Here is a 19568-nt window from a genome sequence, read left to right as displayed (position 1 = left end):
ACAATTATGGGTAACCGCTCAATCCAGTCCTTACCGTTGCGGGTTCCAACTGTGTATAATTAAATTAGTGTGATTAAGCAGGAAGAGAAGTATACCGGTAAGAATCAGGAGGTGGGTACGTTGCCTTTAACCTTATACACTAAGTGACCTATATCCTGAGCCACCTTAAACAACCAAGGCACTTCGTTGGTCCAGGGCAGGCCTTTCTCGTACCGCTGTTTATCGAGCCAGCGTAGGGGAGCTAATAGATCAGGCTCGTGCAGTTTCCATATCTGGCAATAGGGTGCGTTAACCCCGCTGCGGGCAATGATTCCGTTAACAGCCCGGCGGGCGGCTTCATTGGCGCCTTCCATAGTGGCCAGATCGGTGTTGGTGCGCACGTAGTCCGAAGCCAGAAAGAAGTTCAGGATGTTGGTAGCGGCCTCTGGCCGTTTGCTCCATGTGTTGGCCACATTCACCAAAAGTGGTTCGTCATTATGATCGGAAAAAAAGTGGTTATCCAAAGCCTTAGGTGTACCATCATCCGTATCAGGGTCGGCTGGTGAGGTGATAAGCACGTGGCCTGCTGCATTTTGCGCCTTTTCTTGTTTTTGCTTAACGGTAATATCCTGATCTACATTAACCCAAACAATCATGCTGCGATCCAGTAACTTGCGCCCATCCACAATAAGGCTTCGTTCCATTTGTACCCAAACTTCGTCCTTGATCTCCTCTAAGGAGCATTCGTGGGCGGCTTTTCCGTTAAAGCCTTTCGTGAACCAGTCCGAAACATCCACCGACAATACGCCTTTAACGCTACCGTCGTAACACTGGCTTAAATCAAAATTCGGCCAGAACTGAGCCTGAGATATGCCCGTAACGGCCCAGGGAGAGTCAATGAAGATAACGTGTCCTTTATCAATCGGCACATCCTGGTTCAGGTAATACTGAATGCCGTTCATCCAGTTGAGGCTTTTAACCGGCTTCGGTGTTTCGCCGTTTTGGTGTTTATCCACCGAATGGCTAGTCTCGGCCAAGTGCCACAGAAAATCAAGGGAGTTGTCAACCGCTAGCATATCATCGCTGATTAGCTGAATCATACGCTCTAAAGGCACGGCTGCGATGTAATAATCAGCTTTCACCTCTTTTTTTTCACCATTAACGGCATTAATTACTGTCGCGCCGGTGATGATTCTGGTGTTCCGGTTGCACTGGAATTCAGTTGCATGATAGCCGTGATAATACTCGACCCCCATATATTTGAGGTGCTGAAGCCAGGGAAAGAGCCAGACCTCGTTAGTGGGGCCGTTCAAAATCCGGTCCGTGCTCGCAGCTGGATTAAACATGAGTAGTATGAGTTGCAGCAGAATATCGCCCCCGGTTTTGGTGCTCATAAGTTTCGGCTGAGCCGCTACCAGGGTGTGGGTAAGACCGCCCACGCAATATTCCTCGTAGGCTTTACTTTGTTGCTCCGTTTCCATGAACTGCCACCAACTAATGCGTTCGTATTCCTGCTGGCGTCGGGTGTAGCTGCTGGTCAGCAACTGCCAGAGCTTGTTAACAAATCGTTCTTTATCGGAGGCCGTCAGGCCCATGTCGGCATGAGTCATGGCATTGATGGCCGTTCGCAGATCTGCCATGTTTTTGGGGAAGCTTACCAGGTTGAGAATGGGCGCTTTGCCAAACCGGGCCAGCAACACCCGTTCCGTGCTGACCAGATTATCGAACACGCCGTTTGGGTTTCCCGCAAAGGGAATCCGCTTCATTGTATCGGTAATGTGTTTGTAAAAGCCGGGAAAGAACCTGAAGCCGTGTTCGCCCGGCAGGGGTTTGCTTCCGTTGATGGATGTACCGTCGACATCCACGCTGCGGGCTTTGCCGCCCACGTAAACAGGCTGACGTTCGTAGACCTCAACGGCAAAGCCGCGTTCGGCCAGTTCGTGAGCGGCACTCATGCCGGCAACACCACCGCCAAGAATAGCAACTTTCGGTTTCATAGTGAGGAGGAGAGAAGGTTGAGATAGGTAAAAAAGTATAACCGTTTATTCAATTGCAAATTACCGTAAATTTTAAATATCAATTTTTTATATAGCCCTTACCTGCCGGGACCCAGAATATACCTTCGCTGTTCCCATAAATCGACGTTAAGGTGTTCCACGGATCAAGCCGAACGGATTTTATGCCGTATGCGGTGACGTTGCGGGTCTGTCTATCTATCAAATTCAGACCACCACCGAACTTAGCAACCCAGAGCTGCCCCTGGCGGTCTTCATGAATATCAGTAATAATGTAATGTTGCAGACTATGTTCCGGATCATCAGGATCGGGCTTGAATACGGTAAAAGTATAGCCATCATAGCGGTTTAATCCATTAAATGTACCAATCCACATAAAGCCCTCGCAGTGCTGAAGCATGCACCAGACATTGTTATTGGAAAGCCCTTGCTGTGCCGTCAGGTGACCAAAATGTAGCGGCTGAGCATGGCTATACACGTAAATACATAGCAACAGTATGCTAAGGCACAGGAGCTGGCAAGTAGATAACAACTTCATGAAAAGGAAACCGGGTCAGGATAACACGTATCCTAAGTTACACATTTCCAGAGAAATAAAGCAGCGGCTATTTATTATTCGGTTGATAACAAAAAAGCCATAATCCAGACGGACTATGGCTTTTCCTTTATGTATGTACTAGCTGTTAATTCGGCCCACGACGGCCACCCCTGAGGCCGCCCGGCTGCTCATTGGATTGTCCGGCTGCCGGCTGCTCTACCTGGGGTTGCGGCCGATCACGCTGGATGTGTACGTCTGGTCTGGCCTGAGGTTGTGGCATCTCGGCGCCCCGGCGGCCACCCTGGATACCGCCACTGCCGAGCCCCTGCCGATCATTAGTTTCACTGCGCTGCTGCGGTTGCATAGAACCACCATAGTTTTCGAAACGGCTCCGTGGCCTTTCTACCTGGCTCTGCGGATTAACTGTGGTCTCGTCGGAACGCGTTCTGCGGTCCTGGTTCCGGTTGTACTGGTCAGGATAATTCCTCGGCTCAGCCCGTGAGCCACCAAATGGGTTTGTGCGGTTGTCGGAAGGCTGCGCTACCTCCGGCTGGGTATACTGTCCCCGCGAATTCTGCCGGTTATAAGTTCCGTTGTACTCGCGGTTTGTCGAAGGTGAGTCGTCTACCGAAGAGCGGCCCCGGTTGTTGCCATACGGATCCGGGTAGGCATTACCCCGTGAATACCGGTCCGGCGTATCAGGATATCGATTACCGGAATTGCTGCGGTTGTCTGGCCGGGTAGTGCCGTAGCCGGGATAGTTGTTATCCCGCCGGTTGGAGCGGTAATTGCCATTGTTCCGGATGCTGGGGCGGTAAAGACCCACATAGCCATCGCGGACTACCGGACGACCCGGACGGTTCATGTTATCGATCCGGTAGACCGGCACCCGGCTCCGGGTTACGTATTCTAGTTCATTACGATACGGTCCATACACATACGCCCGGTTGTTGCTCCGGTAGACATTGTTGATGATAGTCGTATTGTTGTAGATACGAACTACCTGCGGGCGAGGCACGCAGTAGTTGTACAAGCGCGGACTGGTGATGTACATCTGCGGCACAAATACCCAGTGCCGGGCCGGAATGTTGATGTTTACGTTGATATTAACGCCCGGACCCAGCGGTGCCCAGCCGTAATAGCCACCACCTGACCGCCAGCTTACCCAGGCCGGTCCCCACTCGTTGCCGGGTACCCACGTCCAGCCGTAGTAGTCATCGAAAAACCAGCGGCCGTAGTGAAACGGCCCCCAGCCCCAGGCATAATCAGACACCCAGGTGTTGCCGTATTCGGTAACAACCCAATGCCCGTTGGTGGCGTACGGCTGAAAATTCCGGTCAACCCTGGGGGTCCACACCGGGCCGTAGTTCGGATGATCCATCCACTGTCCGTAAGGAGCCAGTTCATCGTAAAAGTCACCCGATGGGTTACCATATGGCTGGTCGTAATCGTACGGATCCGGCCCATATTGGCCGTAGCCCGGCTGGGCCACCCCCTGCATCGGGAGAAATGTTCCGGTCAGCAGGATTACCAGCAGCCAGATCGGTTTTATCGTTGGAGTCGCTCTCATGTTGGGCCGGATTTAGGGATAGAGAAAACCCGGACTGCCATTAGACCGCACAAAAAGCAAATGGTTTAATCAGCACTCATTTTTTTAATGTGCCCGGTTAGAACCTCATTACTTTACATTCATTGTGGAAAATACCAGCTAAGGCCACCCTTCTACTAAGCAGATCCCATATAGCGAATGGTGAGAACTGTAATATCGTCGAACTGATAATGCGAGCCGATAAACTCCTGCAATTGCTGGCGAACAACGTCATTAATTACCTTAGGAGATTCCGTATCATCCATTGACCCGATTAACTCCTCAATACGCTTGAGACCAAATCGTTCACCGGCTGAATTGTTGGCGTCGGTTGCACCGTCGGTATACATAAAAAGGGTATCTCCCGGCTCCAGAAAAAGCTCCTGAGATTTATACGTAAAGGTGCCATCAATACTTAATGCCAGGCCCCCCCGCTTTTTCAACACTTCGATACCTTTTCCTTTCCGAATAATCAATGGGGGTTCGTGGCCGGCATCAATGTATTCTACTCTGCCGGTTTTCACATATAGAAGACCAACAAATGCCGTAACAAACATGAAAGATGGGTTATCGCTACTTAAGAACGTATTGATCTGATTTACCTCATCACAAAAATCACCACAGTTCTTATTAAGGAAATGACTCTTAAAAATGGCTTTGGTGATGGCCATGTAAAGAGAGGCCGGAATACCTTTGTCAGACACGTCGCCAATAATAAAAAACAAGCGCTCATCATCCATCATAAAGTAGTCGAACAGATCGCCACCAACAGACTTCGCCGGTTCCAGAAAAGCGTGCAGGTCAAGTGCCTTACTTTCGATAAACGGATTGGACACCTTGGGGAGCATCGACTGCTGAATATCTTTAGCAATGTTCAGATCCGTCTGAATAGCTAGCAATTGATCATGTTCATGCTGAAGCCTGCTCAGCATTTCAATATGCTCGATCGTTTTCTTTACGGTGATTTCCAGGTCTTCAAATTTGATCGGCTTGGTAATAAAGTCAAAGGCGCCCCGATTCATGGCTGACCGGATATTGTCCATATCACCGTAAGCTGATATCATCACTGCTTTCAGTAAGGGAGCCTTCAGATCATTAACTTTTGTTAAAAAAGTCAGACCGTCCATTCCAGGCATATTAATATCAGACAGAATAAGCGATATATCATTATTCTCCCTCAATATTTCCAAGGCTTCAATTCCGTTATGAGCAAAATAGAACTGATATTTTTTTTCCCGAATCTGTGGTCTGAACATTTGCTTGATGAGCATTTCCATGTCCAGCTCATCATCAACGCTTAAAATTTTGATTGCCATTAGCTTTAAAGTTTGGAACAGTCAAGTGAGTTTCGTTTAAAAAAGTCCCATCTAGACCAGAATGGGTAATGTTATGGTGACTTCGGTAAACTCTCCGGGCTCAGAATCAATAGCCAGAGTGCCTTTGTGAATCTCCTGAATGATGCTGCGGCTCAAAGATAACCCCAAGCCGGTTCCTTTTCCAACTGGTTTTGTGGTAAAGAACGGAGTAAATAATTTTTGCCTGACTTCCGGCGGAATTCCTATTCCATTATCCCGGATCCTTATAACCACGTACTGCGGTAACCGTTCCGTTGAAATAAAAACCTCCGGGTTGTATTTTTCACCGAACCGGCGTCGCTTTTCATTCACAGCATAATAAGCGTTACCAACCAGATTAATGATGACTCTATTAAATTCAGTAGCAGCAACATTTATCAACCCAACAGCCGGATCGAACCTGAAGGAGAATGTTACATTGAAATCTTTATCTTCGGCCCGTGCGCCCTGGTAAGCAAGCTTTGCAAATTCTTCGAGGATCTGGTTAATATTGGTAGGCTGAAAAGCAATTTCGTTAGTCCTAGTTTGAGAAAGCATGCCAAATATGATTCGCTCGGCACGCTCACCATTCTCCTGTATTTTGGTTAGATTGTTTTCAAGAATAACAACCAGATCATTCATTTCGGCTATGTCTTCCGGACTTGTACCCTCCTGAATCTTCTGTGAAATCTCCTTTACCTCTTTGCAAATAGTTACCGAAAGCTTGGAGAAATTAGTTATAAAGTTTAGTGGATTTTTTATTTCATGCAGAATACCCGCCGTTAAATTACCTATGTTTGCGAGGTTGTCCTGCTGAACAAACCGTTGTTTAAATACATCAATTTCTTTATTTAAGGCTAACACCATTTCGGATAAAGATGCGTTAGCTTTTTCAAGCTCGGTAGAGCTGCTGGTAGTTTCCATAATCGATTAAATTATACTGGTCACTTCAGAATAGTACGGCTATTAATAAATTATTTTACACATACTCTAAATTAACCTAATGCTGAGTATTCTTCTTTTAATACAGGTAAACTAATCACAATTTCGGTATATTCATCTTCCATTGAATCAATTGCAATTCTACCCCCATGAGTTTCCACAATATCTTTCGTCATAAACAGGCCTAAACCCGTACCTTTTGACGTTGGTTTTGTGGTAAAGAATGGGCTGAAAAGCTGTTGCTTTTCTTTAGCAGGTATACCTTTTCCATTATCTTTAAAGGTCAGCTGAACTTCATTATTTATTACCTTAGTTGATACACTTATTTCTGGCATAAAATTTTTCACACTCCTACTCTTCTCAGTCAGCGCGTAAACAGAATTACTGATGATACTACTAATTGCCTGACCTAACTCATTAGGCAGAATATTCGCTTTTAGCAGTTTTGTATCAAAACTGAAGCGTAAATTAACATCAACCCCATTATGTTCTTTTTTACCTTCCTGTAGCGCTATAATGCTTTTACTTTCTATAAAAGCATTTAAATCGGTTTCGCAAAAATTGGTCGTTTTTTCGCGTAAAAGCTTTTGCATATCCTTGACAATCCGTGAGGTGCTGTTGCCATGCTCCTGAATCTTACTTAAGTTATCTTTTAGTAACTCCAGATCGTCAATCACATCACTCTGCAGCTCTTCAGGAATTACCGCTTTCTGTTCCTCCAGCATCAATGTAATCTCGGTGATCAGGTTGTTTGAAAGTTGAGAGAAGTTGTTGATGTAATTGAGCGGATTCAGGACCCGGTCCATAATGCCTTTTGTCAACTGACCCACCGAAGCCAGCTTTTCCTGGCGAATCAGTTCCTCCTGGGTCGACTTCAGATTGTCCAGCGTGTTCTCTAAATTTCGAAGGATCCGTGTTTTGATAAAAGCTGCCAGCAAGTGTTCTTTTAAGTTTCGTAAGGTATTAAAATCCCGCTGGTCGAAGGCGTCATACCGGTTAAGGTTGTACAATATAATAAATCCTTCTACCCGCCCTTCAGCCTTCAAAGCAATAGCAATCAGCGATTTAGGCTGAGTAAGGCCGGCAACGAGCGGAGGATTCTTTCCGGCATGGAGTTGATTTTGAACAAAAATATCTTCAAAAACTTCGTCTGCATTAGTCAGGTAACGATCCAGGGCCTGATTAAGCGTTATACGCACTTCATCAAATAATTCTGCGTTCTTGATGCCAACCGATGCCCTGAATCTGAACATGTCTACTTCCGGGTCGTAAATCAAAGCGGCTGCGCTTTCCATATTGCGGATGATCTTCAGCCTTTCCAGTATTGTTCTGAACAGGTTGGTAATGCCAACTTCCGCATTAATGGCCTGAACGATCAGGTCAATCCGTTCGAGTTGGTCATTTTTCAGCGCTAATTCTTCTGATTGCTGTTCCAGTTCCTGCTTTTGACTCCTGATTTCTTCGGTGCGGTCTTCAATGAGCTTTTCCAGCGCTTGTTTTTCTTTCTCTGAGCGCTTCGTGCGCCAGCGCAGAATAACAACAACAAAGGCTATTCCCAGCAGTGCGTACAAGGTTTTCGCCCACCATTGCAAATAAACCGGCGTTCGGATAACGAATGAAAAGGTTGCTTCCTGACTCTGATCACCATATATGTTCCGGGCCCTTACCCTGAAGGTATACGAACCAGGCGGTAAGTTAGTATACTCTTTTTCGACCTGCGTGCTCCAGGCCGACCAACCTTTATCAAAGTTGGTCAGAAAGTACTGAAATTCGACGGGCTGATTGGGGAGGTAACTAGCCGCCGAAAATTCGAAGGTAAGGTTATTGAGGCTGGACGAAAATTTTGCATCCTGACCCATAATCGCCGGATACTCCGCATTACCGGTGAAGCCACTAAAATAGGTGCTGTCGCTGTTGAGCCGTATCTGACGGATCACGGCAGGAAAGGCCCCTGTGCTTGTCTGGGAAAACTGCTGATCATACCGGACGAGCCCGTCCATGCCGCCGAACCACACCACCCGGTCACTGTCCGGATAAATGACCGTAAACGCTACATCCGCTAATGGGCGCAGCAAGGCCTGCCTGGCACTGTCTATCCGGGCATTTGCATACACCTGAATGTGCTTTTGGTCACCATCGGTAGCCCACACGTTCCCGTTGCTGTCTTCTACGATGGCCCCAAACCAACTGGTGGTTTTTAGTCCGGAAAAGGTGCTGACCCTTTCAAACGTGTCTTTTACGCTGTTATAGGCAGAAATCCCGTCAGCACTGTACAACATCAGCCGCCCTGCCGATTTGAGCAGATGGTTGTCGATCAGTTTTTGATCGTTATCAAGGTATACCCGGCTTTTCTGGCTTTCAGGATAATAAGCGATCAGGCGATTTCCCATGGCCGACAGCCAGACGGTACCGGTACCGTCATCAACGATTTCGGTAATGTTGCCGATTTCCGATCTGCTCCGATCTGATATGGGCAGCCAGTTAAAACTGGCACTGGCCCCGTTTACCCGGATCTGGCCAAGGCTGTTTTCCGAACCCACGTACAGGCGGTTGGGATCGGTAGCGGATCGTACTACGCAGAATGAAAAGGCACTGGAAAGCTGACGTACTTCCTGGTTGACCAGTTGGTAGAGTCCGTTACTGGTACCGATAAAAAGTGATCCACCCGCTTCGGCCAGTGACCAGCAACCCCACGTAATGGGTGACACAGGGCGTAAGGCGGCCTTGTCTACGTAGAACAGCCCTTTACCCGTCGCTACGTACAGTTTTCCTTTATGGCGGAGGATGCTTTTAACCTGGCTGGCTCCGGCAAAATAAGACACTGGTGATGCCGTATTCAGTATAGCCACTCCATTATCCAGCGGCAGCCACAAATTGCCTTCCCGGTCTTCAAACAGATTTCCAACCTGACCACCTTCCAGTTGATTTTTGTAATCGCTAACCTGTAACAGTTCCCCTTCCCGGCTCAGCAAAACCAAGCCAAGCTTATCCGACCAGAGCGCCAGCCGATCGGATTGCAGGGTAATGGCTTTTCGGATAGCCCCATTGATGAGTAATTGATTCGCGGAGGAGGCAAATGGGAGCAGATTCTCGCCTGCCAACCGAAATAGCCCCAGATCAGGCGTAACGATCAGATTCCCGCCCCTGAGCGGTAATACTGCGCTGACACCTCCCGCCAGCCGGGCCGTTTGCCGGATGGGAACTATGCCGCCATTGATAAAACGGCCAAGGCCTTTACCGGGCTGATAAACGTAAGCAACGCCATTCGACAACCAGGCAGCCGCTATATCGCGGTCAACTGTCCATTCAGTTGTTCTGCCCGTCGTCTGATTCCATTGAAATACTTTCTGCCTGCTAAAAAAGATAGTGTTCTCCTGCTGGGTAAGGATGGTATGGATCTCCCCAAAATCGGTTCTTACACCGGTCGTAAGGGCCTTGTACTGCAACTGTCCGGTTTTATCCGGGGCTAAAACACCGAAGTCGTTGTTTCCCCCCACAAATAATTTCCCTTCTTCAGTGCGTCCAAATGCGGTAACTCTGGTTTGTTGGGCCGTATTGATCTGGTGCCAGTTTACCCCATCGTATTGCAGCACGCCGGCAAAATTGCCCACGTATATAATGCCCCGGCTGTCCTGCGTGACAGCGAAGTTCTGGGCATGTGCTTTATAGACCTGCGGACCAATCAGCCTGACAAATGACTGTCCAATTTCACCGGACCTTCCCGACTGCCCTATGCTAACCTGGTAACCTGCCAGCAGCAGGCAGATTACGAGTAAGCATGATTCTGCACGGCCCGATCGTTTATACCTGATTTGCCTACACATACAACTTTTTAATATACTACCTGTTCCTGGTATACGGTTCCTAAGTGTTGGTTTAAGTCATTACAAGCGGTTCATATTTTGTCGTACCCGGTCCCTCTACCCGGTGGTGGTTTGTGATTCGCTCACAAAGGCGAAGATGAGTCTGATCGTTTGTCAGCTCATAATAGGCCATTAGCTCGTTGAAAGCCTGCGTATCCGATCGATATAAACCATATAGCGCGGCTTCGGCCAACGCTTCACTGGCCGAGCCGGCAAAGGCCATATATACCAGCGAAAGATCGCTATCGGGGTACTCCAGCAGTTGCCAGAGCGCCAGGGTTCGGGTATGATCCCGAATTGCCGCCGGGTCTTTGTTAACGATATCAACCAGACGGTCTCTGGGCGTCTGGTGCTGCTGAGGATAAAAAGCCTGCATTTTCAGGATTGTCTCCTGAATGGAAACATCGCCAATGATGGGTAGTATTCGAACTTTCATTTCGTCTGACAGTACCATATCGACAATCTCAATCAGGTAGCTCTTCCGTTTTCCGGTTGCTTCAAAATACAGGCTCCGCAGTTGGTCGATCCGGGCATCACCGTACATGACAGTCAGCAGATTAAAAATTTTCGACAAGACTTCGGTACGCTCGTGCCGGAGGGCCTCAATCAGCTCACTATCGCTCAGGTTATCAATCAGATCTACCTCAGCGGCTAAGGTCCAGATATAAAAAGAGAGTTTGTTGTCGACCTCCTGGGTGATAGACAACTGTTCGGTAAAGTTAGCCTTATAGCCCATTTGCGTTAAGGCCTCATATACTTTGTCTCGAATGATAGCGGAGGGGTTAGCCAGGTTCTGACGCAGAAACCGTACGGCTTTTGCACCCCCTATGTCACGGACAACGTCGATGAATACCAGCGACAGATCGGTACGGGCAGCCATTTTGACAAACGATTTTTCTACTGCCTCAACACCTGCATCACCAAACATGACCATGGCCCGCACCACATCGGGCCGGAATTCTTCTTCAGCGAGGTTGCTCACCAGAAAAGGCCATAATTCCATACGCTTTAGCTGACCGGCGGCTTGCAGGGCGGCTTTACGCGTTCGGGGGTCCGGGTCCTCCAGTAAATGAATCAGGTGCTTATAAGCCAGATAGCGCTTTGACTGGCCAAGATGCTGCGCAGCCGTCAGACGGTCACAACTCTGCGGAGATAACGAAAGGGCCTGAAGGTCTTCATAGGAAATTGTATCGGCGGGGACGGTGCATTCGTCAGCCTCCTGTCGCGCAACCGCATTCGTAAACGCTGTCTTTACCTGCGATAGCAACGACAGGAGCCGGTTCCGGTATTCGTCGAGCATGACCAGCGCGCACAGTAGCCACGCAGCCAATACGCCGGTCAGTAGCAGATAGACTTCCAGGGTTCCGACCACTTTGAACTGCATTAACACAAGCAGAAAGCCACCGGCCACAATATACCCCAGGGGCTTGGCATAGGACTCTACCCGGTTCTGAAGATGAACACTCTCCTGCTCCGGAACAGGCTGAAACAGCATCTGGAACGAGGTATCACTAAACGACCGCCGGATAGACGTTATCAGGAATCGACTGATCAGGATCAGGAAGAACACGCCACCGCCGGTGGTCTCAAGACCGATGACCCCGGCAGCGATCAACAGCAACCCGATGGGCAGCATAGTGAGGCCGGCGGCCAAGCCAAAAGTTTTGGTAACGAACCGGTACAGAAACGCTTTGATCAGCAACTCGATAACCGAGCAGAGGAACAGAAACTGCCCCAGAAACTGGGCGAGTTGATTCTCATCCGGGTATTGCTTTTTACTGGTAATGGAAAAGTTAAATTCGATCAGGTATAAGCAGGCAACCGGCAGCAACGCCAGGAGGTACACATATACGTGGTAGCGATTCTGGAACAGGCTGAACTGCTTCTTCTCCTCGTTAGCCGGTTGCTTCTGACGAACGTGGGTGAAGGCTAGTTTTTCCCTATTTTTCCGGAGAATCAGGAGGAGGATGAAAAACGAAATAACGATGCTGGCCAACGAGATATACAAAAGTCCCACCACGCTAACCACTTTGCTGCTCAGCAATAGTTTGACCATCAGGTTAGCGGCTATGGACGAAGCCACCTCGCCTGTACTGATGACACTGAAAATCCGCTTGGCCTGCTCCAGGTCAAATATACGGGAAGCAGAAAGCCAGAAGGTAAAGCTGAATACGAACAGATTCGTACGTATCCAGAGAAACAACACAAAGATTATCCACTTATTGTCGGTCAGCCTATACGCCAGCAGCAGGCCGGCAATAGACAGAATCAGCGCAATAAGCAGGTAGGCCGACAGGCTGGAGAATTTGAAGCGGGCCTGAAGAAAAAGATTACTGCGCCCGATAAAATGGAGCATAACTCCGCCAATGATGTAGGCGACCGGGAGCAGTTCCGTATTGAATTTGGTCAAAAACAGCGACGTAGCGGCTACATAATACATGTACAGCCCAAACCCGATAAAAAATGCATAGCTGATCAACAAAAAGACTACGGTCTTTTCGTTTCGCCGGATGTCCAGTAAAGCCAGTATTTTGTTACTGAGCTCCATACGGTTTCAGATTCTCTTATAAAGGTTACAGTATCAGGTCCAGAAGAAAATTAACCGGTCACCAATGCTTTCGGTAATGCCCAGGTCGTCAAGAAAGCTTTTCTCTTTGGAGGGTGCGAATTCAAAATTCTGCCGTTCAAAATCACTGTAACGCTGGGGCAGCGAGGTGGTAAATTTGAATGGGTGCATGCTTTCTTCGACACTTATGCCCAGTTCCCGCTTTAGCTGATTGACAACAATACGCCCGGTATCCGTATACGAACCGTCGGGAAATGGCTCAATATGCTCACAGACTTTCCAGTAAGCCCGAACCGCGAATGGGTTTGAGGTAATGGCGTAAAGCAGGAGCCGGGTGTTCTCCTGGCTGATGCGCTGGTTAAATTCGTTGGTAGCGTTTGCGATCAGGTGCTGTAGTATACCCTGGTTCCTGTAGTTCAGATCGGTTACGGCATACCCGTTGTAGATAGCGGTATAAGCCCGCTCTCCGGCTCGTACCTTGTGCTTGCTACGGTAACTGAACAGCAGGATACCGATGATTTTTTCCTGGAATATCGCCACAAAGGCAGTATCGTTTATGGCGAAAATCCGCTCTATGAGCTCATCCGCATTCTGGTAGCTGCTTTCTACCAGTTCATACAGACGATTTTTAAAAGCCTGGTTATCAGTAAGCTGTTTTCCCTCCAAAATATCAAACTCGATAGGCAAAACATCGACCGGGTTATAGTCCATTTTTATATCCTGTTTCATATAGTTTATTTTTATAGATTTATCATCACCCGGATCATACCGTTAAGGCCCTTTTGAGGAGTTCGGTACGCCTGTGACACACCATTGGCGCTCCGTCCCCCCGGATCTGAATATTGCTCATTGAGCATATTATGGATAATAAGCTGAACATCCAGGTATTTATTTATCTGATAGGTAATGGCTGAATTAAATAGTTTATACGCAGCAAAATAACCGCCCGGTCCGGTGCTGGCCTGATCGGCCGGATTTCTGCCCACCGGGTTATCGGGCACAGAGGTGTTTTTACCCACCGGCCGGGCGGCTACATAATTGAACCGTACATTTACGTTCAGCCGATCTTTCAGCAGTAAAGCGTTCACTCCGGCATTGAAGTGGTACGGTGCAATGTCGCCAGTTACTAAACGAACCGTTTCGTTTCGCCCTGCCACCACGGTGGTTACGGTCCGGTGGGCGTTGGTGTACGTCGCATTGGCGTAGAAGGTAAACCGCTCCGACAACTTGTAATCGGCCATAGCCTGAATACCAAAAATATCGGCTTCACCTGTATTCTGTTTCTGGAGCGTGGTCCCCGATCGGTAAGCCACGCTTACTTCCTCTACAATATTGGAGCAGAGCGCATAGTAAGCCGATAGCCCGATTTGCAAGTCTGGATTCGGCACATAGTTGGCGGCCAGCTCAAAATTCCGGATTCGGTCGGGGAGCAGGGCGGGATTATTCAGCAGCCGGGTCGAAGCCAGGGCGTAACGGTCACGGCTGGAGGCATCCTGGAAAGCCTCGGCATAAATTGCTTTAAAAGCAAAATGGCCGGGCGTATACACGATAGCCAGACGAGGATTGAACACCCGGCCGTAGCCGCCCGACCTGCGGATTCGCGCATAATCAAAGCGGCCCCCAAACACAAACTGAAGCGCAGGCAGGGGCGAATAAGTACCCTGAACGAAAGCACCGATATTCCGGTACCGGAACATATTACCGCCCTGGGCCGTATCCAGACTGCTTCGTCCGTACTCCTCGGCACTGCGGTAGATCGGGCTGGAAGACGTATCGACCAGTTGCTTGTAATCGCCCTGTAGGCCGCTGTTTCTGAATTCCAGACCGCCAATGACATCGAGATGGTTTGCCGGCGATGCAATTACTCGTATCTCGTTCCTGAACTGGTCGGAGTGCTGGAAGAAATACTGCGTTTCCCAATACGGCTGCGCATTATTCACCAGATTGTAGGCCATCCGAACGCTCGCCGGTAACACATTGGTAGCAAACTGAGCCTGAGTGCCCGTCGGTAAAGCCGCTAATGAATCTTTAACCGATTGGGTCAATGGCGCTAACGGGAGCGTTCGGGTACTGTAGTTCCGCAGGGTTACCGCTCTGGATCGGTCATTGACTGAGGACGTCCGGTATTGGGTAGTATTGATCAGAACCAACTTATCTTTTATGATTTCCCGGGTGTAGGTGTTATAAAACAAACTTTGCATAGGAATCCAGACGCTGCCATTCTTTACCCCGGCCCGCGAAAGGTCGGTACCTGCATTGGTAGATGCCTGATCCATCCGCCAGATCTGGTAGCCCATATTGAAGTCATTGATGACAACATTAGCCCGGACGTAAAATGATTTCAGCAGGTTAGAGTACCCAATGGGAGCGCCATTCACGTTTTTCGTCATGGCCCGTTTGTCGTACGCCCGGGCTGCCTCTACCCCCGCCGGGGTTAAGGTGAGCGTATTCCCGTTCAGCGAGAAGTACGGTCCCTTCAGCCCATAAATATCACTGTAGCGTTTGCCATTCTGGCTAATCCTGAAAAGAGTCGCATAATCCGTAGTATTGAAGTCGTCAGGATTGTAATCGTATTCGGCATAACCCGAAAGGTCATTCAGGGTGGAGTAATACGCGCGTCCTGTCACCGAGAAACTAATATTCTGAATCCGGGCCGCGGTGGTTACGTCGGCATAGCGGGTGTTGTATGACCCATACCCCATATCGGCTTTCAGGATGGCGTTTCCCGGACCGGTAAGCATTTCTTTCGGTGTTTTCGTAATCACATTGATCACTCCCAGAAACGAGTTGGCACCGTACATCGTAGAGGCCGGTCCGTATACGACTTCAACCCGCTTTACATTGGTTATGGGAACCTGAACCGACCAATAAGCGATATTGCTCCAGAAGTCATTCTCCTCGATGCCATTGATCATGAAGAGTGTCCGTTCGGTATTGTCAGAGCGGTAACCGCGCTGGTAAATGTTCGAATAGGTCAGGCCGTAAGACCGCGTAACATCGAAGCCCGGCAAATCATTGAACAAAATCTCCAGATCGGTATAACCGCGCCGGCGGATATCTTCCTCTGAAATAACCATAGCGGTAGCGGGCGCTTTATACAGGTCTTCCGGCTTCTTGGACACCGACGTTACCTGCACCACCCTCGCCTGCGTTTGCTTCACCCGGTTAACCAGATTTACGAAGCGATAAGGTAGCAGCAATTCCGTTTCCGGCTCATAATTAGGGTTATAACTAAGCATTTGTTCGATAGACTGACTAGCTCTTTCCGTAGAGTCGAGCGCCAGGTACGTCAGCGACATCAGCTTGTAGGCCAGGCTGGTATTATCTTTACTGAACCCTCCGTAACCCAGACAGGGTTTCAGCAAGGCAAACACCTTGTTGAAGTTACCTTCATTGTACGAGTCCTGAGCCTCTTTTATTTTGTAATCGCCACACCCAACCTGCGCGCTGGCGGAATGAACAATCCCCAGCGAGCAACAACAAAGAGAGAACAAGCAGGAGAAGTAGCGGTGCTTCATACTATATAACTGATTTCTTAATTGACCTGAGGCCGGTCAATGTCCTTACCTACATATTTATTCCATTCCTCCACCGTAAGGCTTCGGGTGACCTTTTTGGAAACCCGCTCGTAAAGGTCGTTTATATCGATCGGCATAAGCCATATAGCCCGATCCTGCCCGCTGATAATCAGCCGTTTACCGCCCCTCCGAAAAGACACATCCAGGATCCAGTTTCCATAATCGTCGATGCTGATGGGTTGTTGCTGCAGCTCCCTTTGCACCAGGTTACTATGGTTCCAGACATGCACGCTGCCATCGTAACTACCACTGACCAGGTATTTCTCATCGGGCGAAAACGCCAAACTCGACACCGTCGACTTATGGTTCCCGGCCAGTGAGCCCAGGTATTCGCCCACTTTATACTTACCATATTCCCACAATCGTACCGCCCCATCGGCACTGCCGGTTACCAGCATATCGCTATTTGGGCTAAGCGTGATGGCGGTAATCTGGCTGTTCAGATTAGGCTTAGTAATTATGTCTGGCTGTTTGTCGGGGGTGAGAAGGTTAACAATGGCTAATTTACCCGTAGCACTGCCGCAGATCAGATGAGTGCCGTCGGCGGTAAGCGCAACGGAGGTAAGTGGCAGGCCCGTACGGAGGTGAACCAGCGAGTCGAGGCCGGTTGGCTTAATCTGCCAGGTTCGGATGTCGCCCTCCGCCCCTACAGTAACCAGCTGACCGGCGGCCTTATATAGCGTGGTCGCCAGAATCCTGGAACGATGGGCCGGATACGTGGCAATACTTTTCGGTTTGGAAACATCCCAGGCAAAAAGCTGTCCTTCGGCGGTGCCGGCCAGAACCAGCTTGCCATCCTTTGAGAACGTAAGGCTTCGAAAACCCATAGATACCTTGCGGGCCGGCACGAGTGTACGTACGGGTTTAATGGAGTTGAAATCCCAGATCCGTACGGTACCATCATCGCTGGCCGAAGCCATCAGCGACTCATCTGCATTCAACGCTACGCTCCTGACGTTGTCTTTATGTCCTTCCAGGATGGTGTTCTCGTTAGCGGCTTTCGAGAGGGCCAGAAAAATACCGGGTGCGTTGGCGGAGCCGTTGTTCTCTTTGTTGAGCTGGTAGGCGGTAAGGGCGAGTAACTTCGGCAATTCATTCTGCGAAATGTCAGGCATCTGCGACGTTTGAATCGCCAGTGCCTGAGCGATTGCCAGCTTGCGTAACCGGTTGGCTTCTTTGGCGTTCTGTTTGGCCAGGGTTTCCGAGGTGCGGGCCCGGCCGGCGTTTTCATCAGCAATGTCAGCGTTTTTCTGGGCGGTTTCGGCGTTTCGTTTGGCTTGGTCAGCATTACGCTTGGCCTCCTGTGCATTGGCAAACGCTTCTTCCCTCGATTCTTTGGCCAGTTGCTCCTGGGTCCGGGCTTCCTCCGCATTCATTTCGGCCAGTAACGTTTGCCGGCGGGCCCGTTCGCTTTGCTGTTCGGCAATTTCCTGAAGCTGAAACGCAATTTTACTCTGCGATGTCGCTTTTTTGAAGGCCCCCTCGGCAATTCCCTGTTGTTTCTTGGCTTCGTTTGCGCTGCTCCGGGCAAACTCTTCAGCCTGTTTGGCTTCCGCGTTCAGAAAGATCAGATAGATGGTGGCCAAAATAGCCGCAATGGCCAACCCGATACCCAGCATGGCCAGGAGCCGGTTTCGCTTTATTTCCTGATGCTGGCGTTTTTCTTTGCTCTGAACCTCAAACTCGTATTGCTTACGGCTGTAATCCAGGTAATTGATAGCCTGTTCAAAGTGAAAATTGTACCGTCGCGCCCAGGCAGCCGTAGGCTTGCTATCCCTGAGCCATTTCAGCGCAATCAGCAATTCAGGGTTAGTGAGCAGCCCGGTTTTTCCCTCCTGGTACTGACTCGCCGACATACTGATTTGCTGGTATAGCTTTGCCGATTCTGTTTCTTCGCGAACCCAGGTCTGGAGCCGTTCCCATAAATCAACAATGCGCTCGTGCGCAAAGTCGATCACGGTTTCGCCCACCAGGGGTACTGAAGGCTGAGGGAGCAGGAACGAAATACCCGGATCGCGGAAACGGTCGATGACGTCTAACAGCAGTTCCTCGTGGAGGCCGGTGACCTTCTGAATTTCCTGTAAGGCTATGGGGCGCGTACTCCCTGTTTCGGCCGGCCCAAGGCAGACAAACGATTTGAACAGCTTTTCGGTGGCGATGCGACTTTTCTCGGTTATAAACGAGTTGTAAACTTCCTCTGCATGCAGTGTGATGGCACCGTGCAGGGTACCAATGGCCGTGTAATCATTAACGGATACGGGCAGATCATTTTGCTGGTGATTTTGCTGCCAGTAAGCCCAGGTACGCATCAGCGCGTGCTGGAGAATCGGCAACTGATCGTGCTTGTCACCAACATCGGCCAGTATCTGCTCGGTTAATTCCCCGGTAATGGGAATGTTAAACACCTCGAGGGGGCGCGTGATTACCTGCCGGTATTCGTCGCGGGTCATGCGGGGCAGCAGGTAGCAGCCCTGATTAATGGCTTCCGTCAGTCCTTCATAATTTGTACAGGCATCCAGGTAATCGGAGCGGACGGTCAGTACGATATATACGGGCTGGCTGGTACTGAGCAGTTCCAGCAGTATCTCAATGAACCGGTCGGTTGGGGAGTCCTCCTGCGCGGATGAATCAACATACCGAAACAGTTCTTCAAACTGATCGATGAATATTAACAGGTTCGAATTGAACCGATACGTAAGGTTACTTAAAAACCGGGGGCTGATCCAGTCAGGCTCATCAGCAGGCAGTGGGAGTTCACCTTCAGGGGTATGGCGCTCTACGGCTTGCTTTACCGCTTCTGCAAACGAATCGGTTGCATGAATACCCGGATTGAACGTAATGACAAACCAGTCGTCAAATTCTGCTTTGTCAAGGCCTCCCTGCTCAATACCGGGAATAACACCAGCTTTTACCAGGGATGACTTTCCACTTCCGGAGGAGCCAACGACGGCAACAAACCGACTGGCCGCCAATTTTTTACGAACCTCTTTTATTTGGGAGTCCCGACCAAAATACAAACCGGCATCTTCAGGCTCAAAGCTACGTAAGCCGGGAAATGGGTTAACGTTCAGTAAAACTTCCGACATAGTTTTGTACTTGTTTCAGTAGGTGAAACGTTCCGGTGAGTATGTCGCTTCAGGAAACACGACTTCGCCTTTCAGGAAA

At 49.4% G+C, this 19568-nt stretch carries 10 protein-coding genes; all 10 read right to left on the bottom strand.

Translation table 11 applies throughout. The annotated features are described in order from the left end of the window. Positions 1 to 104: 104 nt before the first annotated feature. Positions 105 to 1976, bottom strand: a complete 1872-nt coding sequence (locus ABD949_RS23200; RefSeq protein ID WP_345247456.1) for a hydroxysqualene dehydroxylase — start codon at positions 1974 to 1976, stop codon at positions 105 to 107. Positions 1977 to 2055: 79 nt separating this feature from the next. Beyond that, the gene (locus ABD949_RS23195) at positions 2056 to 2532 is read right to left on the bottom strand and encodes a ligand-binding sensor domain-containing protein (protein WP_345247455.1); all 477 of its coding nucleotides are present in this window, start codon (positions 2530 to 2532) and stop codon (positions 2056 to 2058) included. A gap of 145 nt (positions 2533 to 2677) precedes the next feature. After that, on the bottom strand, positions 2678 to 4102 hold the full coding sequence (locus tag ABD949_RS23190) for a DUF6600 domain-containing protein (RefSeq protein ID WP_345247454.1): 1425 nt from the start codon (positions 4100 to 4102) through the stop codon (positions 2678 to 2680). Positions 4103 to 4257: 155 nt separating this feature from the next. Then, complete coding sequence (locus ABD949_RS23185) at positions 4258 to 5436, bottom strand: PP2C family protein-serine/threonine phosphatase (RefSeq protein ID WP_345247453.1); 1179 nt, start codon at positions 5434 to 5436, stop codon at positions 4258 to 4260. 51 nt (positions 5437 to 5487) lie between these two features. Next, positions 5488 to 6378, bottom strand: coding sequence for a sensor histidine kinase (locus tag ABD949_RS23180; RefSeq protein WP_345247452.1), 891 nt, complete (start codon positions 6376 to 6378; stop codon positions 5488 to 5490). Positions 6379 to 6449: 71 nt separating this feature from the next. Then, positions 6450 to 10220: an ATP-binding protein gene (locus ABD949_RS23175; protein ID WP_345247451.1), complete on the bottom strand. Its 3771-nt coding sequence runs from the start codon at positions 10218 to 10220 to the stop codon at positions 6450 to 6452. 52 nt (positions 10221 to 10272) lie between these two features. After that, on the bottom strand, positions 10273 to 12807 hold the full coding sequence (locus ABD949_RS23170; protein ID WP_345247450.1) for a HEAT repeat domain-containing protein: 2535 nt from the start codon (positions 12805 to 12807) through the stop codon (positions 10273 to 10275). Positions 12808 to 12840: 33 nt separating this feature from the next. Continuing rightward, complete coding sequence (locus ABD949_RS23165; protein WP_345247448.1) at positions 12841 to 13554, bottom strand: hypothetical protein; 714 nt, start codon at positions 13552 to 13554, stop codon at positions 12841 to 12843. Between the two features lie 11 nt (positions 13555 to 13565). Beyond that, the gene (locus tag ABD949_RS23160; protein WP_345247446.1) at positions 13566 to 16343 is read right to left on the bottom strand and encodes a TonB-dependent receptor plug domain-containing protein; all 2778 of its coding nucleotides are present in this window, start codon (positions 16341 to 16343) and stop codon (positions 13566 to 13568) included. A gap of 17 nt (positions 16344 to 16360) precedes the next feature. Then, entirely contained in the window at positions 16361 to 19489 is a 3129-nt protein-coding gene (locus tag ABD949_RS23155) for a WD40 repeat domain-containing protein (protein ID WP_345247445.1), read from the bottom strand. Positions 19490 to 19568 lie beyond the last annotated feature (79 nt).

It is taken from the genome of Nibrella saemangeumensis, from assembly GCF_039541915.1.
GTDB classification, from domain to species: Bacteria; Bacteroidota; Bacteroidia; order Cytophagales; family Spirosomataceae; genus Nibrella; species Nibrella saemangeumensis.
The sequence above is the reverse complement of the archived record's forward strand: the minus strand, read 5'-3'. Positions and strand labels throughout refer to the sequence as shown.

Bases quoted from the DNA above. Each gene is read 5' to 3' on its own strand.
- ABD949_RS23155 (WP_345247445.1), bottom strand. From the start codon at position 19,489: ATGTCGGAAGTTTTACTGAACGTTAACCCATTTCCCGGCTTACGTAGC.
- ABD949_RS23195 (WP_345247455.1), bottom strand. From the start codon at position 2,532: ATGAAGTTGTTATCTACTTGCCAGCTCCTGTGCCTTAGCATACTGTTG.
- ABD949_RS23175 (WP_345247451.1), bottom strand. From the start codon at position 10,220: ATGTGTAGGCAAATCAGGTATAAACGATCGGGCCGTGCAGAATCATGC.
- ABD949_RS23190 (WP_345247454.1), bottom strand. From the start codon at position 4,102: ATGAGAGCGACTCCAACGATAAAACCGATCTGGCTGCTGGTAATCCTG.
- ABD949_RS23185 (WP_345247453.1), bottom strand. From the start codon at position 5,436: ATGGCAATCAAAATTTTAAGCGTTGATGATGAGCTGGACATGGAAATG.
- ABD949_RS23170 (WP_345247450.1), bottom strand. From the start codon at position 12,807: ATGGAGCTCAGTAACAAAATACTGGCTTTACTGGACATCCGGCGAAAC.
- ABD949_RS23200 (WP_345247456.1), bottom strand. From the start codon at position 1,976: ATGAAACCGAAAGTTGCTATTCTTGGCGGTGGTGTTGCCGGCATGAGT.
- ABD949_RS23160 (WP_345247446.1), bottom strand. From the start codon at position 16,343: ATGAAGCACCGCTACTTCTCCTGCTTGTTCTCTCTTTGTTGTTGCTCG.
- ABD949_RS23180 (WP_345247452.1), bottom strand. From the start codon at position 6,378: ATGGAAACTACCAGCAGCTCTACCGAGCTTGAAAAAGCTAACGCATCT.
- ABD949_RS23165 (WP_345247448.1), bottom strand. From the start codon at position 13,554: ATGAAACAGGATATAAAAATGGACTATAACCCGGTCGATGTTTTGCCT.